The sequence below is a fragment of the Microbacterium sp. As-52 genome (genome assembly GCF_049949185.1).
In the GTDB taxonomy this organism is placed as follows: Bacteria; Actinomycetota; Actinomycetes; order Actinomycetales; family Microbacteriaceae; genus Microbacterium; species Microbacterium maritypicum_A.
This window is the reverse complement of record NZ_CP188171.1, coordinates 1,889,431-1,912,045: the sequence shown is the minus strand read 5'-3', so window position 1 is coordinate 1,912,045 and position 22,615 is coordinate 1,889,431. Positions and strand designations below refer to the sequence as shown.

The window sequence follows — 22,615 nt, the reverse complement described above, 5'->3', positions numbered from 1 at the left end:
GGTGGGTTCAGCGGCCGCGCGACGCGGCCGCCTGGATCAGCTCGGCGAGGTCACCGGGACGGCTCCACATCGGCCAGTGCCCCGTGGGCAGGTCGACGACGTCGAGGTGGTCGAGCATCGCGACCTCGGCGAACATGGGATGACCGGCGCGCGCGAGTTCGAGCAGCTGTGCACTCGGAATCGAGCAGCAGATGAGGGTGGTCGAGATCGTGCGTCGCTCGTCGTTCGTGAGCTCGACGGGCTGACGCAGCACGGGCCCGGGCTCGGGAACGGCCCGCTCGCGGAAGCGCTCGAGCACCTCTGCACTCAGGCCTTCGAGGCTCGCCTGCTGTCCCAACACCTCGAAGGGCGGAAGCGGAAGTTCCTCCACGTCGTCCGGAAGGTCGGGCGCGAACACGCTCCCGGCGGCCACCGGGCCGGAGTCGACCCACACCACGCGTGCGATCAGGGCGGGGTGTCGGTCGAGCACGAGGCTCACGGGGGCGTTCGCCCCGCTGTGCGCGACGATGATCGCGGGCTGCTGCTCCGAGACGCCGAGCTGGCCGACCTCGTCGAGAATCGCGTCGGCCTGGTCATCGAGCGTCTTCGCCGCCCGCGCGGGGTCGGTTGCGTCGAGACCCGGCAGCGTCATCGCGACGGCGCGAGACCTGTCGGCGCCGAGGCTTTCGAGGACCTCGTCCCACGCCCAGGCACCCAGCCAATGGCCCGCGATGAGAAGGATGGTCGGAGTGCTCATCGTGTGTGTCATACCCCCATGCTGCTCCGCACTGTGGACAGGTGTGTGTCACTATTCATGTCATGAATTCCCCACGGATCGAACGATGAAGCGCGCAGAGCGTCTGCATGCCCTCTCCGAGATGCTGCGCCGCAGCGGGTCGCGGGGGACGTCGGCCGAACGCCTGGCCCGCGAGTTCGAGGTGTCCGTGCGCACGGTCAAGCGCGACCTGGCGGCCCTCGAGCGCGGTGGAGCACCGCTGTGGTCGCGCCCGGGCCCGGGCGGCGGCTACGGATTGGCGGCAGGTGCATCCCTGCCACCCGTCAGCCTCTCCCCCGCGCAGGCCGTGGCGCTGCTGGCGGCCGTGTCCGCCGCATCCGATGCTCCGTACGCCGACTTGGCCGCAGCCGGCGTGCGGAAGATCCTCGACGTGCTCGATCCCCGCACCCGTGCGCGAGCCGACGAACTCGCCCACCGCGTCTGGGTCGACGCGTCACCCACCCCCTCACGCGCGATCAGATCGGCACTGGACGAGGGCATGGCGGAGCAGCGGGTGGTACGCATCCGCTACACCGCAGGAGACGGGAGCACCACCACCCGTGATGTCGAACCCGTGCTGTTCGCCTCCACGAACGGCCAGTGGTATCTGGTCGGATGGTGCCGACTGCGCGACGCCATGCGGTGGTTCACCGTGTCGCGTGTCGAGAGGGCCAGCGTGACCGCGACGGCGTGCAGCGGCCACACCGTCGATGAGGTCGGCGAACCCCCGGCGAACGCCCGACCGGTGCACGGTCGGAGCGGGTGAGGCGGCGCCGATCACCCTCGGAATGCAGAACGCCCCCTGTCCCGAAGGACAGGGGGCGTTCTCGACGTGCCTTACTTGGCGGCGACGACCTGCAGCGTGATCACTGCGGTGACGTCGTCGTGCAGACGCACGGTCGCCTCGTGCTCACCGGTCACCTTGATGGGCGACGGGATGTGCACCTTGCGCTTGTCGATCGAGCCCAGGCCGGCGGCTGCGACAGCATCCGCGACGTGGTCGGTCTTGACGGAGCCGAAGAGACGACCCTCCTTGCCGGCCTTGACCGTGAGGCGCACCTTCGTGCCCTCGAGAGCGTTCTTCAGTGCGACAGCGTCATCACGATCGTGGATCGCGCGTGCCTGACGCGCGGCCTGGATCGATGCGACCTGCTTTTCGCCACCGCGGGTCCACGCCGTAGCGAAGCCCTGCGGGATGAGGAAGTTGCGGGCGTACCCGTTCTTGACCTCGACCACGTCACCGGCGCTACCGAGCCCGGCGACCTCGTTCGTGAGAATCAGCTTTGCCATCTCGATACCCCTTACCGGCCGGCGCCAGCGTAGGGCAGGAGCGCCATTTCGCGCGCGTTCTTGATCGCCGTGGCGATCAGACGCTGCTCCTGCACCGAGACACCGGTGATACGACGGGCACGGATCTTGCCGCGCTCCGAGACGAACTTGCGAAGGGTGGCGACATCCTTGTAATCGATGACACCGACCCGGATGGACTTCGCGGGAGCGGTGGGCTTGCCACCCTTCCGCGGCTTGCGGCGGTCGCCGCTCGACTTTCCAGCCATAGTTTTTCCTTAGTGATGAGCGGATGCCGGCCGTGCAGGCCGGATCCAGAAGTTGTTCAGAACGGGGTGTCGTCGCCGAAGCTGCCGGGAGTGCTCCAGGCATCCGCGCTGGTCGACGAACCGGGCGTGGACCACGGCTCCTCCGACACCTGCTGCTGCGCGGGACGGGACTGTCCACCGCCACCGGCACCGCCGGCACCGCCGGTCGAGGCCGCACGGGTGACCTGCGCGGTCGCGTACCGGAGCGAGGGGCCGATCTCGTCGACCTCCAGCTCGATCGCGGTGCGCTGGTTGCCCTCGCGGTCCTGGTAGGAGCGCTGACGCAGACGGCCCTGCGCGATGACGCGCATGCCCTTCGTCAACGAACCCGCCACGTGCTCGGCGAACTCGCGCCAGACGGATGCACGGAGGAACAGCGCATCGCCGTCCTTCCACTCATTCGCGGCACGGTCGAAGTTCCGAGGCGTCGATGCGATGGTGAAGTTCGCCACCGGCAGCCCGTTCTGCGTGTAGCGCAGCTCGGGGTCGGCCGTGAGGTTTCCCACCACGGTGATGACGGTTTCGCCGGCCATGAGACTTAGGCCTTCGCAGCCTTGGCGGCCTTGCGGGCAGCCTTCTCTTCGGAGCGCTTGGCCTCGGAGGCGATCATCGCCTGAGCCTCTTCAGCGCGGAGCACCTTGGTGCGCATGATCTGCTCGTTCAGCTTCAGCTGACGGTCGAGCTCCTGCGTGGCGGCGCTGGTCGCGGTGAAGTTGACGACGGCGTAGATGCCCTCGGTCTTCTTCTGGATCTCGTATGCGAGACGGCGCTTTCCCCAGATGTCGACGTTCTCGATAGAGCCACCATCGTTGGTGATGACCTTCAGGAACTTGTCGAGCGTCGGGGCGACCTGGCGCTCGTCGATCTCGGGGGTCAGAATGACCATGAGTTCGTACTGGTGCGTCACTTACCCACCTCCTTCGGACTAGAACGGCTCTCGGGACTTTCCCGGGAGCAGGAGGGTGTGTGCACGTGCCCGCCTCTGGAATCCCGAATGGACGCCGCAAGGCAGACAACCTCGACAGTCTAGCGGAATCACGCGTCCGCCGCGAATGATGCCCGACACCACGACTGCGGCTCGCGAGAACCTCTGCGACGTTTGGCATGCTGGGACGAGTGCCCGATGACGGTCATCGGGCATCTCGACCTGAGGGGGGACGCGATGCGCGTCAACAAATGGGGGGTCGGCGTCATTCTCGCCGCCGCCGTGCTGCTCACGGGATGTTCAGGGGGCGGATCGGACACGACAGCCGAGAAGAAGCCCGACTCCGGGGCATCGCAGGAGGCGGAAGCGCCGAAGACGGACTGCCCCGAGCTGAAGGAGGGCGCGACCGTCGACGGCTCCACGCTGGCGGAGTGCGTGACGGCGGCGATGACCGACACCGCCGGATTCTCGGCGACGATGACGACTCTGGGCATGGAGTCGACCACCCGCTACAACCCGGCCGACAAGGCCGTCGAGACCAGCACCAGCTTCGGCTCGGTCATCGTGATCGGCGACGACGCCTGGGTGAAATCCACCACCGGCGAGTGGCAGGTCGCCGACGAGAACTCCACCGACCAGGAGATCAGCACGCTCAGCACCGCCGCGAAGGCCGTCGACGCCTCCGACCCGATGGGCGTGGCCGACACGCTCTCCGGCGAATACACGGTCACCGGCACGGGCACGCGCCTGGGCCAGGACGTGTACCTGCTCAGCGGCACGACCGAGTCGCAGGGATCGACCGTCACGATGCTCTTCGAGGTCACGAGCGACTATGTGGTGCTCGCGGCCAACGCCTCCACTGAGGTCGAGGGCCAGAAGATCGAGAGCGTTCAGGAAGTCACCGAGTGGGACGTGAAGCAGGACATCGTCGCACCGCTCTGACGCCGGTGACCCGTGCGGGCCGGGGCTGCAGCCTCGGCCCGCACGGTCCTGTCACGGCCGGGGCGCTCGGAGCACACGCGCGAGCGGAGCACGGGTGAGCGCGGAGAGTTCTCAGTACATGACCGGCGGGATCTCCGCCCACACCGTGCGGTCGTCGACCGACGGGGCGGCGGGGATGCGACCCGCGCCGTCGGGCTCGGGGATCGCCGCGAGCAGCGCCTGTGTATAGGGGTGCCGCGGTGCGGCCCAGAGCTGATCGGTCGGACCCGACTCGAGCACGCGTCCGCCGAACATCACGAACGTGCGGTCGGCGATGCGGCGGACCACGGCGAGGTCGTGCGAGATGAACAGCATGCCCGCTCCCGACTCCGCCACCAGGTCGCGCATCAGGCCGGCGACGCTCGTCTGCGTGGACGCATCGAGCGCTGAGATCGGCTCATCCGCCACCAAGAGCGAGGGACGAGCGGCCAAGGCCCTGGCGATCGCGATGCGCTGCTTCTGCCCGCCCGAGAACTGATGCGGGAAGCGTGTGCTCACGGTGGTCGGCAGACCGACGCGCTCCAGCCACTCGTCCACGGTCGATCCTTCGGCGCCACGGGCGCGGGCGGTGGCGATGCCGTCGGCGATCTGGTCGCCGACCCGGCGCCGCGGATTCAGCGAGGTCGCCGGATCCTGGAACACCATCTGGATGCCGGTGAGGGCGATCGAGCGACGGCGGATGCCGAGCGGCGACACCGGAGCATCGCGGAACAGCACGGTCCCTGCGGCGGTCTTCTCGATGCCGACGACGGCACGGGCGAGACTGGACTTGCCGCTGCCGGACTCGCCCACCAGGGCCACGGTCTCCCCGGCGGCGACGCTGATCGACACGCCGTTCACGGCGATCACCGGCGGGTTGCCCGGGTAGCGCACGACCACGTCCTGCGCATCGAGGACGGAGACCTCACTCATCTGCGGCCTGCCCTTCCGGTGCCTCGTCGATGCGCGACCCCGGCAGGGCCGCGAGCAGCATGCGCGTGTACTCGTGCTGGGGATCGCGGAACAGCGTCTCGCGATCGGCGAGCTCCACGATCCGGCCGTCCTTCATGACGGCGACCCGGTCGGCGATCGCGCTCATCACGCCCAGGTCGTGCGTCACGAGCAGCACGGCCAGGTTGCGTTCGACCGCCAGGTCGCGCAGCAGCTTCAGGATGCCGGCCTGCACCGTGACGTCGAGAGCCGTGGTGGGCTCGTCCGCCAGCAGCACCTCGGGGTCGCAGGCCAGGGCGCATGCGATCGCGATGCGCTGACGCTGGCCGCCGGAGAACTGGTGCGGATAGCGCTTCAGTGCCTCGGCGGGGTTCGGCACCTGCACGGTCTCGAGCAGCTCGACCGCCCGCGCCCGTGCGGCGGCGCCCTTGAGTCCGAGGTGCACGCGCATGTGGTCGGTGAGCTGGCGTCCGACCGGCAGCTGCGGGTGCAGAGAGGCCGACGGATCCTGGAAGACCATGGCGATCCGCTTGCCGCGCACCCGGTTGAGGGCGCGACGGCGCAGTCCCACCAGCTCTTCGCCGCCGAGCAGGATCGACCCGCCGGTCCGCGCCTGCCGCGGGAGCAGCCCCAGCACGGCGAGCGAGGTGAGCGTCTTGCCCGAGCCCGATTCCCCGGCGAGGCCGTGGATGCGACCGGCCTCGAGTTCGAGCGAGACACCCTTCACGAGCGGGCGTCCGATGTCGATCGTCAGGTCGCGGATGCTGAGCGTCGATGTCTGCTGCACGGCAGCGCTCTGCGCGCTCATGCGGCCACCCCCGTCGCGGAAGCCTTGTGATCGGCTGCCTTCTCGTGCGTGATCTCGGCCGTGGGGTCGAGCACGTCGCGCATCGCGTCTCCGAGGAAGTTGAACGCCAGCACCACGGTCAGGATCGCGAGCCCGGGGAAGACCCCGAGCCACCAGGCGTCGAAGTTCTGCATCGCGCCCGAGATCATCGAACCCCACTCCGCGGTCGGCGGCTGCGCGCCGAGACCGAGGAAGGAGAGGCCGGAGAGGAGCAGGATCGCCGCACCGATGTCGAGCGTCGCGAGCACCAGGACGGGGCCGGCGATGTTCGGGAGGATGTCGACGAACAGCGTGCGTGCCGGCGAGTGCCCGAGCAGGCGGCCCGCGATCACGTAGTTCTGACCACGGAGCCCCAGCACGATGCTGCGCGTGACGCGGGAGTACTGCGGCCACGACACCACGATGGCGGCGATCACCGCGTTGAACAGCGACGGTCCGAGCGAGGCGGCGACCACCATGGCGAGGATCACGGTCGGGAAGGCCATGAACAGGTCGGTGATGCGCATCAGCGTCTCGTCGACCCAGCCGCCGAAGTATCCGGCGAGCGCACCGATGAGCGTGCCGATGATCATGGCGGCGATCACGAGCATGAGCGCCAGCGGGAGACTCACGGTGGCTCCGGTCATCAGACGCGAGAAGATGTCGCGTCCGTTGCCGTCGGTGCCCAGGAACGTGTCGATGCCCGGCGGCTGCAGACGCGGCAGCACCTGCGCGTTCGGCGGATACGGGACCCACCACTGCGCCGTGAAGGCCACGATGATCCACGCTCCGGCGATCACGGTGCCGATGATGCCCAGCGGCGTGCGCCAGGCACGGGGCCAGCGGAAGCGGAAGCGCCCGGCGGGGGACGCGGCGGCGATGCGGCTCATGCGATCCTCACTCTCGGGTCGAGCACGCCGTAGAGGATGTCGACGATGAAGTTGATGAGGAGGTAGATGATGCCGACCACGAGGCCGACGCCCATGATGCCGGGCAGGTCGAGGTTCGCGGCCGAGTTGTAGGCGTAGGTGCCGAGGCCCGGCCAGGCGAACACCGACTCGACGAGCACCGTGCCCGACAGCAGTGCCCCGAACGCCACGCCCACCACCGTCAGGATCGGCAGCGAGGCGCCACGCAGCACGTAGTCGAGGATCACGCGCATGGCCGGGAGGCCCTTGGCGCGTGCGGCGCGCACATAGTCGCTGCCGAGCACCTCGAGCACCGAGGTGCGGATGAAGCGGGTCAGCAGGCCGATGGTCACGAGCGAGAGCACCATGACGGGAAGAGCCAGGTGCGCGAGGGCGTCGAAGAAGCCGACGGCGTCTCCGTTCAGGAGATAGTCGACCGTGTAGAGCCCGGTCACGCGCGGCGGCGGGGTGATCGACGGCGAGATGCGACCGGAGCCCGGTGCGATGCGCAGCTCGAGGAAGAAGACGTAGAAGCTCACGAGCGCCAGCCAGAAGGTCGGCACGCTGAGGCCCACCAGCGTCACGACCCGGATGACCTGGTCGGTGACGAGTCCACGGCGGTAGGCGGCGAGCGTGCCGAGCACGATGCTGACCGCCAGGCTGACGATGATCGCCCCGATCGCGATCTCGATGGTCGCCGGCACCGCGGTGGCGAGGTCGCTGGTGACCGGGCGTCCGGTCACCAGCGACGTGCCGAGGTCCCCGCGCAGCAGGTTCCCCATATAGATGAAGTACTGCACGAACAGCGGCTGGTCGAGACCATGCTCCTTGATGAACGCATCACGCGTCGCGGGGTTCTGCGACGCACCCTCACCGAGCGCGGCCGAGACCGGGTCTCCCGGCACCAGGTTGGTGAGCGCGAACGTGACGATCGTCACGCCCACCAACAGGAGCAGGGAGGTGCCGGCCCGCCGCAGCAGGTATCCGATCAGAGGCGACCGGCGCCGTTGCGCCTGCCTCTGCACCGCCACTGTCGTCATGGGATGTCCGTTCAGCCGGCCGGCGTGATCTCGGCGATGTCCATCTCCCAGACGGAGTTGTACACCGCACCCTTCACGCTGTCCGCGGAGGAGATGTTGCGACCGGGCACGATCAGCGGGACGAACGGACCCTCGGCCTGCATCGCCTCGGCGAAGTCGGTGAAGGCGGCGGTGCGCTGGTCGGGGTCGGTCGCGGCGGCAGCACCGGCCGCGATACCGGCGATCTCCGGGTTGGCCTCGGCGGCCCAGCCGGCGCGGAGGCCGACCTTCAGGCCCGGGGCGAAAGGCAGGAAGTTCGCGGAGTCCGCGTAGTCCGGACCCCAGAACCACAGACCGAAGCCCTCGGTGCCGTTGACGTAGGCGTCGAGCTCGGTCGCGAAGGGCGCGGGGGCGAGGTCGACCGTGATGCCGGCGTCTTCGAGCTGTGCCTGCACGCGCTCGGCGAGCGGGGTGAACTCCACGCCGCCGACCGGGTAGTCGTTCGGGAACTGCAGCTTCAGGGTCTGGCCCGTGTAGCCGGCCTCTGCGAGCGCGGCCTTCGCCTTGTCGAGGTCCTGCTCCACGCCGCTGTCGAGAGCACCCTCGAATCCGGGAGGGATGACGCCGGTCGCCTGCACGGAGCCGGCGCCGGCCAGCTCCAGCAGCGCGTCGTAGTCGAGCGCGTAGCGGATCGCCTCGGCGATCTTCACGTTCGCCAGGTCACCGGCGACGGCCGAGGACTGGTTCAGCAGCAGGAAGATCGTCTGGCCGGACGGAACGGAGTCGACCGTGATGTCGTCGCCGAGGCCGGCGACCTGGTCGCCGTTCAGGTCCATCGCGACCATCGAGTCGCCGCCCTTGAGGTTGGCGAGCTGGGTGGCGCTCTCCGAGACGTTGCGGACGACCACGCGCGTGTAGTCGGAGGCCTCGTCACCGTTGTACTCGTCGTTCTTCGTCAGCACGACCTGCGAGCTGAGGTCGAGGGTGTCGAGCACGAAGGGGCCGGAGCCGGCGGATGCGCCGTCGAGGAACTTCTGTGCCGAGTCGGTGCCGTCGATCGCACCGCCGTTCTCGATCACGACGTCGGAGTTGACGATGCCGAGTGCCGGGTTCGCGAGGATCGCGGGCAGCTGCAGCAGCGGGGTCTCGGACGTGAACCGGATCGTCTTGTCGTCGACCTCGGTGATCGTGAGGCCGCCGAGGAGGAAGTTCGGCTTGGCGTCTTCCATGCCCTGGATGCGCTGCAGCGAGAACACGACGTCCTTCGCCTCGATCGGCGATCCGTCGGAGAAGACGCGGTCGCCCTCGAGCGTGAAGGTGAACTCGGTCGCCTCGTCGTTCTGCTCCCAGGATGCCAGGCCCGGCACCGGGGTCGAGACGTCGGAGCCCTCGAAGTCGACGAGGGTCTCGTACAGGGCCTTCGCGATCATGTTGCCGGTCGGGTCGTAGGTGTGACCCGGGTCGGTGGTCTCGATCGAGAACGCGGTGTCGATGACGAGGGAGTCGGAGCCGGACTGTCCGCCGCCCGTCGCCGAGTTCCCTCCCGAGCAACCTGCGAGCGCGAGGAGCGCGACGGCTCCGAGCGCGATGACCGGCGTGATACGGCGTGACGACATGAGGGCCTCCAGAGGCGAGGAGTACATTCGGGTGAGTCGCCACCGATGTGGACGACCGTGGATCAGATTCGCATCATATGCGACGATGTGTCCAGCAAGAGCGGGTCACCTCGACACGCTCTGTCCAGAACCTCGGATGTGAGGAACAATATGTCCAGCAAGAATGCGGAAGATCCGAAGCATTCTGGACGAAGTGCTGCCCCTTTGGACGAGACGGCGTACAGAATCCTCGAAGTCCTGCGTGATAACGGTCGTGTCTCGATCGCGGCACTCGCCGACAAGGTCGGGATCTCCCGCGCGAATGCGTACACGCGGGTCGAGTCGCTCGTGCACGACGGGGTCATCACGGGCTTCAGCGCCCGCGTCGATCAGGCGAAGGCGGGGCTCTCCATCGGCGCGCTCGTGTTCGTCACGGTGATGCCGCAGGCCTGGGCGTCGTTCCGCGAACGCGTGCTGGAGATGCCCGACGTCGAGTGGTGCGCCATCACCACCGGCGAGCACGACGCCATGCTGCTCATCCGCGCCGTCGACGTCAGCGGCGTGCACGAGTTCTCCACCGGCGTGATCGCCCAGCTGCCCGAGGTGCGCACGGTCGTGAGCGTCGTCGTGCTCGACGAGGTGATCCGCCGCCCCTACCTGCTGCCGGCGGACCTGCCGAAGCGCGACACCGAGATCCCGCTCGGGATGACGCGGTGGACGCCCGCCTCTCCCGGTCGCGACGCCCTCCCGCCGCGCTGAGGCGCCGTCACTCAGGCGCAGGCCTCAGGCGGAGATCTCCTCGCACACGCTGAGCTGCGGGAGTCCGTGCATCTCGTAGTGCTCCACGAGACGGATGCCACCGTCGTCGGTCAGCTCCAGCTCGCTCTCACCATCGCCGGTGACGACCGTGCCGTCGGCCTTGAGCACGTGCACGAACGACACCCAGATCGTGTCACCCATGCGGGTGCCGACGAACTTGCCGAAGGTGACCGTGTCGCCCTCGTACCCGCCCCAGATGGCGCCGTCACGTTCGAAGTACTCGAAGATGCTCGGGGCTTCCGGGTCGACCGCAGAGGTCGTGGACGACACCATCCGGAATCGGCGGCCGTCGAGGGAGGGAAGGGTTGCAGTCGCAGTCACACCCTTGATTATGCCCGTCGAAACTCACCCGCAAAGTCACCCGTCGCGGGTGGTGACACCCTGGACCCGCCTGCTTAGGCTGAGCGCGAAGCGGGCTGCTCTGCTCGCCGAGAGCCGTAGGAGTCAGTATGTCCGAACCCCAGCGTTCCAGTCTTCCGATCCCCGATCTGGCCTACACGGGCACGGTCACCTACGACGCGACCGACCCGGACACGTCCTTCCCGCCGATCACGCCCGTGCGCCCGCCGAAAGATGCCCCGAACGTCCTCGTGGTGCTCATCGACGACGTCGGCTTCGGCGCGTCCAGTGCCTTCGGCGGTCCGATCCACACCCCGAACTTCGAGCGTGTGGCCGCCGCAGGGCTCAAGTACACCCGCTTCCACACCACGGCCCTGTGCTCGCCGACCCGTGCCGCTCTGCTCAGCGGACGCAATCACCACACCGTCGGCATGGGCGGCATCACCGAGATCGCGACATCGGCCCCCGGCTACAACTCCCTGCGCCCCAACAGCTGCGCGCCGCTGGCCGAGACCCTCAAGCTCAACGGCTACAACACCGCCCAGTTCGGCAAGTGCCACGAGGTGCCGGTGTGGCAGGCGAGCGCGATCGGACCGTTCGACGGCTGGCCCACCCCGGGCAACGGCTTCGAGTACTTCTACGGCTTCATCGGCGGCGAGACCAACCAGTGGTATCCGGCGATCTACGAGAACACCACGCCCGTCGAGCCGTGGGGCACACCCGAGCAGGGCTATCACTTCATGGGCGACATGACCGACAAGGCGATCGGCTGGACGCGCGAGCAGAAGATGCTGGCCCCCGATGTGCCGTCGTTCACCTACTTCGCCCCGGGCGCGACGCACGCCCCGCACCATGTGCCCGCCGAGTGGGCCGACAAGTACAAGGGGCAGTTCGATCAGGGATGGGACGAGATCCGCAAGGAGACCTTCGCCCGCCAGCTCGAGCTCGGTGTCATCCCGGCCGACGCCGTGCTCACCGACCGCAGCCCCGGCATCCCCGCATGGGACGAGATGAGCGACCTGATCAAGCCCGCCCTGGCCCGACAGATGGAGGTGTACGCCGGCTTCCTCGCCTACGCCGACCATCACGTCGGTCGCCTGCTCGACGCCTATGAAGAGCTCGGCATCCTCGACGACACCCTCGTCTACGTGATCATCGGCGACAACGGCGCGAGCGCCGAGGGGTCGATGCACGGCACGACCAACGAGGGCTTCACGATCAACCACATGAACGATGTCGAGACCGAGCAGTATGTGGCCGACCACATCGACGACATCGGCACCCCGAGCTCGTACAACCACTACGCGGTGGGCTGGGCCCACGCCATGGACACCCCGTATCAGTGGACCAAGCAGGTCGCCAGCCACTGGGGCGGCACCCGCAACGGCACGATCGTCAGCTGGCCGAATGGAGGCGTGGAGAAGGGCGGCATCCGCAACCAGTTCTCGCACGTGATCGATGTCGCCCCGACGGTGCTCGAAGCCGCGGGCATCCCCGAACCGACGAGCGTGAACGGTGTGACGCAGCGCCCCTACGAGGGGACCCCGATGAACTACACATTCGCGGACGCGGAGGCCGAGGAGCGCCACATCACGCAGTACTTCGAGATGGTCGGCAACCGCGCGATCTATCACAAGGGGTGGACGGCGGTCGCGAAGCACAAGGATCCGTGGCTCGGATCGGACCACGGACTCGATGACGACCGATGGGAGCTCTACAACGTCGACGAGGACTGGACCCAGTCCCACGACCTCGCCGACCAGGAACCGGAGCGGCTCGCCCACCTGCAGCAGCTCTTCCTCATCCAGGCAGCGCGCTTCAACGTGCTTCCCCTCGACATCCGCACTGCCGAGCGGTTCAACCCCGACCTCGCCGGTCGGCCGGTGCTCTCGATGAGCGACACCCAGAAGTTCTACCCGGGCATGAAGCGCCTCAGCGAGAACACCACCATCAACATCAAGAACAAGTCGTGGACCGTGACCGCCCGCGTGGCGGTGCCCGAATCCGGAGTCGACGGCGTGCTCATCGCGCAGGGAGGGGCGTACGGCGGCTGGTCGTTCTACACGAAGGACGGACGCCTCGCGTTCGCCTACAACCTGCTCGGAATCGACGTCGACATCATTCGCTCCGACGATCCGATCCCTGCCGGCGAGCAGGAGCTGCGGGCGCACTTCGCCTATGACGGCGGCGGACTCGCCAAGGGCGGCACCGTCACCCTCTACGCGGGCGACGACAAGATCGGCGAAGGGCGCGTGCACAAGACGATCCCGTTCCAGTTCACCTTTGACGAGACCGTCGACGTCGGCTGCGACCTGGCCTCCCCCGTGTCCCCCGACTACCCGGCAGCAGGCAACGGCTTCACCGGCACGCTCGAGTGGGTGCGCATCGATCTCGGAGACGACGACCACTCCCATCTGATCGACGACTCGCACAAGCTCGCCGTCGCGATGCTCAAGCAGTAGCGGGAGGGCTTCGGGACGGCGTGCGATCAGTGATCGCACGCCGTCCCGGTCATCTCCGCCCGCTATCTCCGCCCGCTACCTCCGCCCACGGCGTTCGCGCCATTCGTCGCCGAGGAGGGCGTAGACGAGCAGGGTCGTCCACTCGTCCTTGAACCACTCGCTCTCCACGAACCGCGCTTCGCGTCGGAAGCCGAGCCTTTCGGCGACGCGTGCGGATGACGTGTTGCGCTCATCGAGCCGCGCGACGATGCGATGCAGGCCCAGGCCGTCGAAACCGAGGGCGAGGAGCGCATCGACCGCCTCGGTCGCGTAGCCCCGGCCTGTGGCCCGCGGGTCGAAGATGTATCCGACCTCGCCGGATCGGTCGTTCTCGCTGCGCCAGAACAGCACCACGTCGCCGACCAGGGCTCCGGACGCACACTCCTCGACGGCGAGGGAGACAGCGTCGCCTTCCTTCGTGAACCGCGTGTTCGACCAGGTGGTGGCGATGCGCCGTTCGACGTCGGCCAGCTCCAGCGGTGGATACGGCACGTATCGCACGGCATCCGGATCCGACTTGTACACGTGCATCGCGACGGCATCGGCGGTGGCGATCGGGCGCAGGAGCAGCCGCTCCGTGCGGATCGGGTACTCGGGGGCGAACCTCGCCGGCTCCTGCACCGGCACCGACCCCTGCTCCGGCGCCGTCACTCGAGATCCAGGGAGAGCAGGCCGGGCAGATGCGCCGTCCTGGCACGTACCGCCAGGAGGAGATCGCCGTAGTCCGGCGTGATGCCCACGAGCGAGGAAGCGAGCAGGTGCGTCGTGGCCTTGCCGCCGGCGCGTTCGAGGCGGAGGCGCTTGACCGGGTACGCGGGCGGAGTCAGCCAGATGCGGGTGAGCTGCGAGTAGGGGGTGTCGACGCCGTCGATGCGGATGCCCTGACCGTCGACGGAGACGTGGGCGGGAATCGACCGCACCAGGCGTCGTCGCTGCACGGCCCCGATCCCGAACCCGATGGCGGCGAGCGCCGCGAACGGGGCGAGCAGGATGAGGGCCGAGAGCTCGCTCTCGACGAAACCGGGCACCGCCACGAGCAGCCCGACAGCGATAGCGATGACGAGCAGCCCGACAGCGGCGATGGTGATCCGCGTCGCCAGGCGCCGCTCGCCCCCGCCGTCGATCGCGAACTGCGTCGGCAGCTGGGCCCCGGCGCGCGCGGCGGCGACGGGATCGTCGAACACCGGCTGCGCGATCGGATTGAGCGTCGCCATCAGCTCGTTGAACATCGGCCTCGAATAGCCGGGGAGCTCGATCGTGATCTCCCGGTCGCCGCTGTGAACGATCAACGCACGCGTGGTGCCGCTGGGGAGTCCGTTCGTGCGGTGCTCGGTGATCTTCGCGCGGAAGGCGGTCGTCGCCCGTGCGAACGTCTCACGACTGCCCGCCTTGCCGATCTCGACCTCCTGGGGACGCACCACGATCCGGATGTTGCGGAACCAGAAGAAGCCGGCGAACACGGCGATGGTCAGCGCGATCGCGACCACGAGCACCACGACGCCGCGGGTCGAGATCTTCATGGTGGCGGGCAGGAACCTCGGGAGAAGGAAGAGCGTCGCCGCAGAGAGCACCACCGAGAGCATGATCGCCCCGACGGCCGAGCGGAGCGGGTGCCTGCGGAAGACCCTCTCGCCGGACACCGCTTCGGCCTGATTCAGCATTCGGACTCTCCCCCACCACCATCGGCTCGCGTGACGCGGTTCCTACCGTAGTGCCCGGCCCGGGACAGCACAGCACCGGGTCGGATCAGGTGCGGTCGATGCGACGACCGGCGCTCCACACGCCGCGGAATCGGCTGGCGGACCAGACCAGGACTCCGGCGAGCAGAACGGCGGCGAGCAGGACGACGATGTGGAGCAGCAGCGACAGCGGGCCCCGCTCCGGGAGCAGGAAACCGTACGGAACCCACCCGTCCGTCACGCCACGCAGGAGCACCACGATCAGCCACATCACGGGGTACGGCAACAGCAACCACAGCAGGCGCCACGGCAGGCGCGGGTGATCGCCGACCAGCAGCCAGTCGAGCATGACGACCACGGGGAAGACGACGTGCAGGACGACGCTCACCCAGGGCGGCGCCGAGCCGGTGCCCGGGACGAGCACGTTGTAGATCACGCCGACGATGATCAGGTACGCGGTCACGAGGCCGCGCAGCAGGGTGAGCCAGGACGGAGACCGTCGGCCGCTCACACCGAGGAATCCGGTGCTGATCAGGACGCCCGCCGCGATCAGACTGGTCTGATTCGTGAAGTACCCGAAGTAGTCGAGCGGATTCACGTCTCCGACGGCGATGCGCAGGGCATAGGCGTACACGAGGATCCCGACGACCGCGATGCCGATCAGAATGCGGGCGAGCTCCCACGCGAGAGCGGGCCGCGGCGCGGCTGAGGACCGCGGTGCGACGGTCCCTCTCCCGGTCTCCACGCCGTCAGCCTAGAGCCGCTCTCTGCACGCCCGGTGTCCGCCGACACTGCGCGCCGCGATGTGCCGGGTAGCGTGGGGGCATGGAGTGGATGTCCGATCCCTCGGCGGGAGCGTGGCTGCGCGAGCGGCTCGACGCAGACTACGAGACCATGCACGGGGTGGTGCCCCGTGGTTTCCCTGCGTACGCACGCATCTTCCATCCGGCGATCGCCCGGTCGCTGCCCGGCCGGACGATCCCGACGGCTGACGAGCTGGTGCGCATGCCAGAGCCCGAGCAGCGCGCGCTCATGGCCGAGTTCGTCGACGAGCCCGTCTCCTGGGCGCAGACCGCCGCGGCGTTCGGCACGGTCCTGCATCCGCTCGCGCAATGGCAGCGGATCGTGCGCACCCCGCCCGACGGCGACTGGCGCACGCGGATCGCCCCGGACGGTCGCGAGTTCACCGCCCCGATGGAGGGTGAGCTCGATCCGACCCTTCTGGCGGCCATCGCCGCTCACCTCGTGGACCACACTCAGACCCCGGATGCGGGCTTCGCCGCGCTCTGGGAGGGGCGAGGGGGGCTGCTGGGCTTCTTCGGTGTCACACCCTCCCGCTCCTTCCTGACCTTCACCGACGATCCGAACCATCAGGCGCTGCTCGAGCGCAGCGCGCACGACCCGTTCAACAACGTCTTCCGTCGGCCCACCTGGCAAGAGGGCATCCTCTCGCGGGAGATCTCGGAGGGGCCTCGGCTCGATCTGCCGGGGCGCGACCACGTGCTGTTCTCCGCTCCGCCGCGCGCATTCGCCGACCCGGAGTGGGTGCTGCACGTGCCGTGGCGCGATCTCCCCGCCGAGGAGCACGGATTCCCGCCATCGGGCCAGAGCCCGAGCATCCTCTGGCCCGAGGATCGTGCCTGGGTGATGGTGAGCGAGGTCGACTACGACTCGACGATCGTGGCCGGCTCGTCTGCCCTGATCGAGGCGCTCTGCGCGGACGAGCAGCTGGAGGCGCTCCCTCTTCCGGAGGGGGCGGCCCTCACGTGGGACGCCGATGCGGTGAACCGGTGACCTCCCCGCAGCCGCCCTTCGACGCGCGCCCGCTCACCGATGCGGTGGATCCCGCTGCGGTGCGCGCCTTCGCCGCAGAACTCCGTTCGCGACCGACGGGCGGCGTGACGGCGTCCACGGTCATCGGCATCGTCGCGGCAGCGATCTTCGCGGTCGTGATGCTCCCGCTCCTCGTCGGCGTCACCCTGAGTCTGGCGTCCTTCGGCGACTCGCCCGCCGCCGCGGCGATCCCCCTCGTGCTGATCGTGCTCCTCCTCGCAGCGGTGGGAGTGATGATCTGGTTGGGCGTGCGCAACGCGCAGGCCCGGCGATATCGACTGCACAGCTTCGCCCAGGCGAACGGAATGACCTACGAGCCGAAGGTCGCCGACCCACCCCTGCCCGGCATGATCTTCCATCTCGGCCGCGCACGGCAGTCCACCGATCTGATCCGCGGCACCCGCCCGCGCTTCGTCGAGTTCGGCAACTACCAGTACACGGTGCAGTCGGGAAAGAACTCCACGACCTACCGGTGGGGATACGTGGCCGTGAAGCTCGACGTGCCGCTGCCGAACATCGTGCTCGACGCCACGGGCAACAACGGCTTCGGCTCGAACCTGCCGGCATCGTTCCAGCGAAGCCAGCGCCTGTCCCTCGAGGGCGACTTCGATCGGCACTTCACGCTCTATTGCCCTGAGGGGTACGAACGCGATGCCCTCTATCTCTTCACGCCAGACATCATGGCGAGGTTCATCGACAACGCCGCCGAGCTCGACGTGGAGATCGTCGACGACTGGCTGTTCCTCTACACGCAACGGAAGGTCTCGAGCCTCGATCCCGCCACCTGGGCCTGGCTCTTCGGCACCGTCGGAGCCCTGCTGACGAAGTTCGATCAATGGACGCGGTGGCGCGATGAGCGGCTCGTGGCCGAGACCGGATCGCTCGCCTCGGCTCCGGCGCCGACTCCCTCATTGCCGTTCGCTCCCCCGGCCGGGCTGCTCACCCCGCCTCCCGGCGTCGCGCCGCAGGGCCGACGGCTCAAGCGCGGCGGCACCTGGGTGCCGGTCGTCATCGTGATCGCGGTCATCGGCTTCTGGATCGTCAGCCGACTGTACTGAACCCATTCCACGGAGCCGACCGAACGGAGGCCGACGGAACAGAGGCCGACGGAACCGAGCCGACGGAACGAGCCGGGCTGAGCCGACGGGCGGAGAGAGGCGGAGGGCCGAGTGTGGGGGTGGGTGCCGGCTGGGGACCGAGCTCCCACCCCATCCCCCCTCGGGATCGAAAAGAGATCCACTCTCCCTCCGCATGACGGCTGAGCCGCCCCGCCCACGGTCAGCTGGGGACTGACGCTGCTGGGCGTATGGCCAAATGGTATACCGGGCGAGGTTGCAACCCGTTGCATCCATTCGGGCGAATGCGCTTGCTTACCCGCGGTCCTCGCGAGGGAGGTAGCCCGCCAAGAACAGATCGACGGCTCTGGCCACCGGTGGCTCACCTGTCTCCACACCCAAGAGGCCGGCGTTCAAAGGTGCGCCCACGACCAGCCAAGTGAACTCGCTCGCGAGTGCGTCGGCGTCGTCGACGGTCAGGCCGTGCGCGTCGGAGAGATCGATCATCGCGTCTGCGAGATTGCGGATGTTCGCGTCCCAGCTCTGCGCCAGGTAGTCCCTCGCGACCTCCGGATGCGCGGCCGCCTCGGCGATGACCAGTCGACGCATCGCCACCACCGGCGCGCTCAGCATCCCGGCCCGCATCGTCTCGCCGAGTGCGACGAGCCCCTCCCTCAGGTCGGGATGCGCCCTCACCGCTTCGAGAGCCGGTCTCATGGCATCACGGCCGGCGAGCGCCCAATGCCGGACGACGGCGGCATACAGCGCCGACTTCGACGCATGCTCCCGATAGAGGGACGCCTTCGAGATGCGGGCGCGCTTGGCGACCTCGTCCATCGATGCCCCCGCGTATCCGAACTCGAGGAAGACATCACGGGCGGTATCGAGCAGCGCTTCGCCCGTGCGACCGGCCGGACGTCCAGGCGTTCGAGTCATCGCGGTCATGTCGTTCAGTTTAGTACTTGACAGTTTCCCCTGTCGGGCATACTTTGAGTACCAACAAGTACTAAAGGAGGCCGACATGATCGTTCCGGCAATCGTCCTCGCCACGGTGGCATCGTTCATCGCGAGCGCTCTGCTCTACGCCGTGCCCCCGGTCTCGGCGCTCATCTCTCGGACGAGCACTCCTCGACCCGGCCTCCCCGCCGCCGCACAGATGGCATCGGTGGTCCTGCGCAGCCTCATCGTCTCCTGCCTCGTGGCCGGGCTGATGATCGCAGCCGGCTGGCACGGCGCCGGTTCCGGGTCGCTCCTCGGACTGGCGCTGTGCACACTCCCTCTCGTCCTGCTCATGGGCGGCGTCGTGCACGAGAACACCGCGCTGCCGGCAGCGGGCGTGCACCTGCTCGACTGGATCCTCAAGCTCGTCATCATCGGAGCGATCGTCGGATCGTTCGTCTGACCGAAAGGAGAGGCACATGAGCAGCCCCCTCGACATCACATTCACGGCCACCCTCGGAAAGGTTCGCGAAGGCGACACCTGGACCTGCGTGCAGCTGGACGACTCCGCGACCATCTTCGGCACACGAGGACTCGTCAAGGTCGCGGGCACCATCGACGGCGAGCCCTTCCGCGGCGCCTTCATGGCGCTCGGCGACGGCACCCACAAGCTCCCGGTCGCCGCCCCCATCCGCACGCGCATCGGAAAGGGCGACGGCGACGAGGTGACCGTGCATCTCACCGAGCGCCTCAACGGCTGAAGCACGCCCTCAGCGGGCCGACCAGCCGCCGTCGATCGTGTAGCTGGCCCCGGTGACCATCCCCGCGGAGTCACCGGCGAGCCACAGCGCGAGCGAGGCGACCTCGCTCGGCTCGACGAGCCTCTTGATGGCGGACTCGGTGAGCATCACGGTCGCGAGGACCTCTTCCTCGGGGATCCCGTGCACGCGGGCCTGATCGGCGATCTGCTTCTCGACGAGGGGCGTGCGCACGTAGCCCGGGTCGATGCAGTTGCTCGTCACACCTCGGGGCCCGCCCTCCAGTGCCGTCACCTTCGACAGCCCCTCCAAGCCGTGCTTCGCTGCGACGTACGCCGCTTTGTAGGCGGAGGCGCGCAAGCCGTGCACGCTCGACACGTTGATCACCCGCCCGAAGCCCCGGTCGTACATTCCGGGGAGGGCGGCCCGGATGAGCAGGAACGGCGCCTCGAGCATGAGCCGCAGGATGAAGGAGAACCGCTCCGGCGCGAAGTCCTCGATCGGGCTCACGTGCTGCACTCCCGCATTGTTGACGAGGATGTCGACGTCGATGCGGGCATCGGCCAGCGCCCCGAGGTCGGAGAGGTCAACGTGCCACGCCTCTCCGCCGATCTCCGCCGCGAGCGCCTCCGCGGACGCACGGTCGACATCGGCGACCGTGACCCGGGCGCCCGCCGAAGCGAGCTCACGGGCGCAGGCCGCCCCGATGCCGCTCGCCCCACCCGTGACGAGCGCCCTGCGTCCGTGCAGATCGGTCATGTCGTACTCCTTCGCATATCAGGCCGCGGCCGCACGGGCGGCATCGGCGTCATCGATGGCCTGCAGCGAGATGCCCTTCGTCTCGCGCAACGACACCACGGCGATGGCGGTCACGACGCAGGCGATGACGATGTAGATCGCGATCGGCAACCAGGATCCGAAGTCGCGCAACCACTGGATCGCGAGAATCGGGGCGAGCGAGCCGGCGAGGATCGCGGTGACCTGGGAGCCGAGGGAGACGCCCGAGTACCGCATCCGCGTGGGGAACAGTTCCGCCATCACCGCCGGCTGCGGGGCGTACATGAAGGCGTGGAAGCAGAGCCCGATGGTCACGGCCAGCACGATGAGGACCGGGTTGAGGGTGTCGAACATCGGGAAGGCGAAGAACGCCCAGGTCGCGCTGAGGATCGCGCCGGTGAGGTAGACGGGCTTACGCCCCCACCGGTCGGCGAGACGCCCCAGCTGCGGGATGATCGCGAAGTGCACGACGTGCGCGATGAGCAACGCGAGCAGCAACTGACTCGTGTCGTATTCGTGCACCGTCTTCAGGTAGACGATCGTGAAGCTGACGACGATGTAGTAGACGATGTTCTCGGCGAAGCGGATGCCCATCGCCTGCAGGATGCCCTTCGGATAGCGGCGCAGCACCTCGACGACACCGTACGACGTGGCCTTCTCCGCCTCGACCTGCGCCTTGGCCTCGAGGAAGATCGGCGCCTCTTCGACGTGACGGCGGATGTAGAAGCCGACCAGCACGATCACCGCCGACAACCAGAAGGCGATGCGCCAGCCCCATTCGAGGAAGGCGGCCGAGCTCATCACCCATGAGCTCACGAGCAGCACGAGGGTGGCGAGCAGGTTCCCCACGGGCACGGCGGCCTGGGGCCAGCTCGACCAGAACGAACGCGAGCGGTCGGGGCTCTGCTCGGCGACCAGCAGCACGGCGCCGCCCCACTCCCCGCCCACGGCGAAGCCCTGGAGGAAGCGCAGCGCCACCAGCAGGGCGGGCGCCCAGTAGCCGATGCTCTGGAACCCGGGGAGGCACCCCATCAGGAACGTCGCTGCGCCGACGATGATGATCGTCGCCTGCAGGGTGGGCTTGCGGCCGAACCGGTCGCCGATCTGCCTGAAGACGATGCCGCCGAGCGGACGCGCGATGAATCCGATCGCGTAGGTGACGAAGGCCGCGATGATCCCGTCGAGGGGAGAACCGGTTGCGGGGAAGAAGTAGGTGCCGAACACCAGGCTGGCCGCGGTGGCGTAGAGGAAGAACTCGTACCACTCCACGACCGTGCCGGCCATGGAGGCCGCGACGACCCGCTTCAGCTTCGAGTTCGGGGCGGAGGGGGCGGTGGGGGCCGCGCTCACTGAGGATGTCATGTCTGTCTCCTTCGGGTGTCGCCGGTGACACCCGCGTCCCAGTGTCGAGCACGGCGGTCTCTGCAACAACGCCCAGTGCTGCACATCGACTGTGCATAATTGCAGAATGGATGCTGTCAAGCGGCCTCGCGCCGACGACCTTCTCGTGCTCCTCGCGGTCGCGCGCACCGGACGCTACACGAGTGCCGCCGCGCATCTGGGACTCGATCACACGACCGTCGCCCGCCGTATCGCCGCCCTCGAGGACGTGCTCGGCGGACGCGTGGTCGCACAGTCGGCGACGGGGTGGGAGTTGACCGACCTCGGCCGGTCCGCCGCAGAGACGGGAGGCCGGATCGAAGCGGCGCTGTCGCAGCTCGACGGCGGCACCGAACCGCCGGATCCGATCTCCGGCGTCGTCCGCATGTCGGCGACAGACGGGTTCAGCGCCTACATCGCGGCCCCCGCGGTCGCCGCGCTGCGCAGGGACCATCCGCGACTCACGGTCGAGATCGTCGCGGCGACCCGGCGCGCCGCCGAGCATCGCGCCGGTCTCGATCTCGAGGTCGTGGTGGGGGTGCCGCAGACGCGTCGTGCGCACGCCGTGAAGCTCGGCACCTACACGCTGGGAATGTACGCGTCCCGCGACTACCTCGATCGGGTCGGAACGCCGAGCACCGCTGCCGAGTTGGAGCAGCACCAGCTGGTGTACTTCGTCGATTCGATGCTGCAGGTCGATGCCCTCGACCTGCCTCGCCGACTCGTGCCGCGCATGCAGGACGGCCTGACCTCCACCAACGTCTTCGTGCATGTCGAGGCCACGCGAGCAGGCGCCGGCATCGGCCTCCTCCCCTGTTTCGCGGCAGACCGCCACCACGACCTCGTGCGGCTGCTGCCCTCGGTGTTCGCCGAGAAGCTCCCCTACTACCTGGTCGCTCGTCCCGAGTCGCTGCGCCTGCCCGCCGTCTCCGCTCTGGCCGCAGCTCTGCGCGCGCAGACGCGCGCGTCGAGGGCGATGCTCGACGGCGCGAGCGACTGAGC

The 22,615-nt window shown here is 68.5% G+C and carries 26 protein-coding genes; 9 read left to right on the top strand and 17 right to left on the bottom strand.

Features of this window, described 5'->3' with window-relative positions:
- Nucleotides 1-7 precede the first annotated feature (7 nt).
- Entirely contained in the window at nt 8-748 is a 741-nt protein-coding gene (locus tag ACLFA2_RS09150) for an alpha/beta fold hydrolase (RefSeq protein WP_426622434.1), read from the bottom strand.
- Nucleotides 749-821: 73 nt separating this feature from the next.
- Between ACLFA2_RS09150 and ACLFA2_RS09145 the strand changes: the two genes are divergently transcribed.
- On the top strand, nt 822-1,520 hold the full coding sequence (locus ACLFA2_RS09145; protein WP_426622433.1) for a helix-turn-helix transcriptional regulator: 699 nt from the start codon (nt 822-824) through the stop codon (nt 1,518-1,520).
- Between the two features lie 71 nt (nt 1,521-1,591).
- Here ACLFA2_RS09145 and rplI read toward each other — a convergent pair whose 3' ends face one another.
- The 4 genes from rplI to rpsF are packed head-to-tail and all read right to left on the bottom strand — an operon-like array spanning nt 1,592 to nt 3,256.
- Nucleotides 1,592-2,044 carry a 50S ribosomal protein L9 gene (rplI, locus tag ACLFA2_RS09140; protein WP_021201452.1) on the bottom strand — a complete coding sequence of 151 codons (453 nt, stop codon included), beginning with the start codon at nt 2,042-2,044 and terminating at the stop codon, nt 1,592-1,594.
- An 11-nt stretch (nt 2,045-2,055) separates the two neighbouring features.
- Complete coding sequence (gene rpsR / locus ACLFA2_RS09135) at nt 2,056-2,310, bottom strand: 30S ribosomal protein S18 (protein WP_017829850.1); 255 nt, start codon at nt 2,308-2,310, stop codon at nt 2,056-2,058.
- A gap of 56 nt (nt 2,311-2,366) precedes the next feature.
- Nucleotides 2,367-2,882: a single-stranded DNA-binding protein gene (locus ACLFA2_RS09130; RefSeq protein ID WP_021201451.1), complete on the bottom strand. Its 516-nt coding sequence runs from the start codon at nt 2,880-2,882 to the stop codon at nt 2,367-2,369.
- A 5-nt stretch (nt 2,883-2,887) separates the two neighbouring features.
- Complete coding sequence (gene rpsF, locus ACLFA2_RS09125) at nt 2,888-3,256, bottom strand: 30S ribosomal protein S6 (protein WP_021201450.1); 369 nt, start codon at nt 3,254-3,256, stop codon at nt 2,888-2,890.
- Between the two features lie 216 nt (nt 3,257-3,472).
- On the opposite strand from rpsF, the gene ACLFA2_RS09120 reads away from it, so the two are divergent.
- On the top strand, nt 3,473-4,216 hold the full coding sequence (locus ACLFA2_RS09120; RefSeq protein ID WP_426622432.1) for a hypothetical protein: 744 nt from the start codon (nt 3,473-3,475) through the stop codon (nt 4,214-4,216).
- 111 nt (nt 4,217-4,327) lie between these two features.
- Here ACLFA2_RS09120 and ACLFA2_RS09115 read toward each other — a convergent pair whose 3' ends face one another.
- From ACLFA2_RS09115 to ACLFA2_RS09095, 5 genes are read right to left on the bottom strand one after another with little or no spacing between them, the layout of a single operon-like run.
- On the bottom strand, nt 4,328-5,167 hold the full coding sequence (locus ACLFA2_RS09115; RefSeq protein WP_021201448.1) for an ABC transporter ATP-binding protein: 840 nt from the start codon (nt 5,165-5,167) through the stop codon (nt 4,328-4,330).
- The gene (locus tag ACLFA2_RS09110) at nt 5,160-5,993 is read right to left on the bottom strand and encodes an ABC transporter ATP-binding protein (protein ID WP_021201447.1); all 834 of its coding nucleotides are present in this window, start codon (nt 5,991-5,993) and stop codon (nt 5,160-5,162) included. The genes ACLFA2_RS09115 and ACLFA2_RS09110 overlap by 8 nt, the downstream gene beginning before the upstream one ends.
- On the bottom strand, nt 5,990-6,901 hold the full coding sequence (locus ACLFA2_RS09105) for an ABC transporter permease (RefSeq protein ID WP_021201446.1): 912 nt from the start codon (nt 6,899-6,901) through the stop codon (nt 5,990-5,992). Before ACLFA2_RS09105 ends, ACLFA2_RS09110 begins: the two co-directional genes overlap by 4 nt.
- Entirely contained in the window at nt 6,898-7,959 is a 1,062-nt protein-coding gene (locus ACLFA2_RS09100) for an ABC transporter permease (RefSeq protein ID WP_029260780.1), read from the bottom strand. Before ACLFA2_RS09100 ends, ACLFA2_RS09105 begins: the two co-directional genes overlap by 4 nt.
- Before the next feature lie 11 nt (nt 7,960-7,970).
- Nucleotides 7,971-9,554, bottom strand: a complete 1,584-nt coding sequence (locus ACLFA2_RS09095; RefSeq protein ID WP_426622431.1) for an ABC transporter substrate-binding protein — start codon at nt 9,552-9,554, stop codon at nt 7,971-7,973.
- Nucleotides 9,555-9,758: 204 nt separating this feature from the next.
- Here ACLFA2_RS09095 and ACLFA2_RS09090 point away from each other — a divergent pair, with 204 nt between their 5' ends.
- The gene (locus tag ACLFA2_RS09090; RefSeq protein ID WP_021201443.1) at nt 9,759-10,292 is read left to right on the top strand and encodes an Lrp/AsnC family transcriptional regulator; all 534 of its coding nucleotides are present in this window, start codon (nt 9,759-9,761) and stop codon (nt 10,290-10,292) included.
- A gap of 24 nt (nt 10,293-10,316) precedes the next feature.
- Here the strand turns inward: ACLFA2_RS09090 and ACLFA2_RS09085 are convergent, their stop codons facing one another.
- Nucleotides 10,317-10,673 carry a hypothetical protein gene (locus tag ACLFA2_RS09085; protein WP_235045254.1) on the bottom strand — a complete coding sequence of 119 codons (357 nt, stop codon included), beginning with the start codon at nt 10,671-10,673 and terminating at the stop codon, nt 10,317-10,319.
- Nucleotides 10,674-10,801: 128 nt separating this feature from the next.
- On the opposite strand from ACLFA2_RS09085, the gene ACLFA2_RS09080 reads away from it, so the two are divergent.
- Nucleotides 10,802-13,153 carry an arylsulfatase gene (locus ACLFA2_RS09080; RefSeq protein ID WP_021201441.1) on the top strand — a complete coding sequence of 784 codons (2,352 nt, stop codon included), beginning with the start codon at nt 10,802-10,804 and terminating at the stop codon, nt 13,151-13,153.
- A 75-nt stretch (nt 13,154-13,228) separates the two neighbouring features.
- Here the strand turns inward: ACLFA2_RS09080 and ACLFA2_RS09075 are convergent, their stop codons facing one another.
- From ACLFA2_RS09075 to ACLFA2_RS09065, 3 genes are all read right to left on the bottom strand, one after another.
- Nucleotides 13,229-13,843, bottom strand: a complete 615-nt coding sequence (locus ACLFA2_RS09075; protein WP_426622430.1) for a GNAT family N-acetyltransferase — start codon at nt 13,841-13,843, stop codon at nt 13,229-13,231.
- Nucleotides 13,840-14,853, bottom strand: a complete 1,014-nt coding sequence (locus tag ACLFA2_RS09070) for a hypothetical protein (protein WP_426622429.1) — start codon at nt 14,851-14,853, stop codon at nt 13,840-13,842. The genes ACLFA2_RS09075 and ACLFA2_RS09070 overlap by 4 nt, the downstream gene beginning before the upstream one ends.
- Before the next feature lie 85 nt (nt 14,854-14,938).
- On the bottom strand, nt 14,939-15,616 hold the full coding sequence (locus ACLFA2_RS09065) for a Pr6Pr family membrane protein (RefSeq protein WP_426622428.1): 678 nt from the start codon (nt 15,614-15,616) through the stop codon (nt 14,939-14,941).
- Nucleotides 15,617-15,696: 80 nt separating this feature from the next.
- Here ACLFA2_RS09065 and ACLFA2_RS09060 point away from each other — a divergent pair, with 80 nt between their 5' ends.
- Nucleotides 15,697-16,665, top strand: coding sequence for a hypothetical protein (locus tag ACLFA2_RS09060; protein ID WP_426622427.1), 969 nt, complete (start codon nt 15,697-15,699; stop codon nt 16,663-16,665).
- Complete coding sequence (locus ACLFA2_RS09055) at nt 16,662-17,762, top strand: hypothetical protein (protein ID WP_426622426.1); 1,101 nt, start codon at nt 16,662-16,664, stop codon at nt 17,760-17,762. The genes ACLFA2_RS09060 and ACLFA2_RS09055 overlap by 4 nt, the downstream gene beginning before the upstream one ends.
- A gap of 312 nt (nt 17,763-18,074) precedes the next feature.
- On the opposite strand, the gene ACLFA2_RS09050 is transcribed toward ACLFA2_RS09055, so the two are convergent.
- Nucleotides 18,075-18,704: a TetR/AcrR family transcriptional regulator gene (locus ACLFA2_RS09050; RefSeq protein ID WP_021201435.1), complete on the bottom strand. Its 630-nt coding sequence runs from the start codon at nt 18,702-18,704 to the stop codon at nt 18,075-18,077.
- Nucleotides 18,705-18,780: 76 nt separating this feature from the next.
- Here ACLFA2_RS09050 and ACLFA2_RS09045 point away from each other — a divergent pair, with 76 nt between their 5' ends.
- Together ACLFA2_RS09045 and ACLFA2_RS09040 are read left to right on the top strand one after the other, a co-directional pair.
- Nucleotides 18,781-19,161, top strand: coding sequence for a DUF1761 domain-containing protein (locus ACLFA2_RS09045; protein ID WP_021201434.1), 381 nt, complete (start codon nt 18,781-18,783; stop codon nt 19,159-19,161).
- A 16-nt stretch (nt 19,162-19,177) separates the two neighbouring features.
- A complete protein-coding gene (locus tag ACLFA2_RS09040; RefSeq protein WP_021201433.1) occupies nt 19,178-19,459 on the top strand; it encodes a DUF1905 domain-containing protein in 282 nt (93 codons plus the stop codon).
- A gap of 9 nt (nt 19,460-19,468) precedes the next feature.
- On the opposite strand, the gene ACLFA2_RS09035 is transcribed toward ACLFA2_RS09040, so the two are convergent.
- Together ACLFA2_RS09035 and ACLFA2_RS09030 are read right to left on the bottom strand one after the other, a co-directional pair.
- On the bottom strand, nt 19,469-20,215 hold the full coding sequence (locus tag ACLFA2_RS09035; protein WP_029260791.1) for a 3-hydroxybutyrate dehydrogenase: 747 nt from the start codon (nt 20,213-20,215) through the stop codon (nt 19,469-19,471).
- An 18-nt stretch (nt 20,216-20,233) separates the two neighbouring features.
- Entirely contained in the window at nt 20,234-21,595 is a 1,362-nt protein-coding gene (locus ACLFA2_RS09030; protein ID WP_426622425.1) for an MFS transporter, read from the bottom strand.
- A 106-nt stretch (nt 21,596-21,701) separates the two neighbouring features.
- On the opposite strand from ACLFA2_RS09030, the gene ACLFA2_RS09025 reads away from it, so the two are divergent.
- Nucleotides 21,702-22,613 (top strand): LysR family transcriptional regulator, encoded by a 912-nt coding sequence (locus ACLFA2_RS09025; protein ID WP_029260792.1) that lies wholly within the window; start codon nt 21,702-21,704, stop codon nt 22,611-22,613.
- The last annotated feature ends 2 nt before the right edge of the window (nt 22,614-22,615 follow it).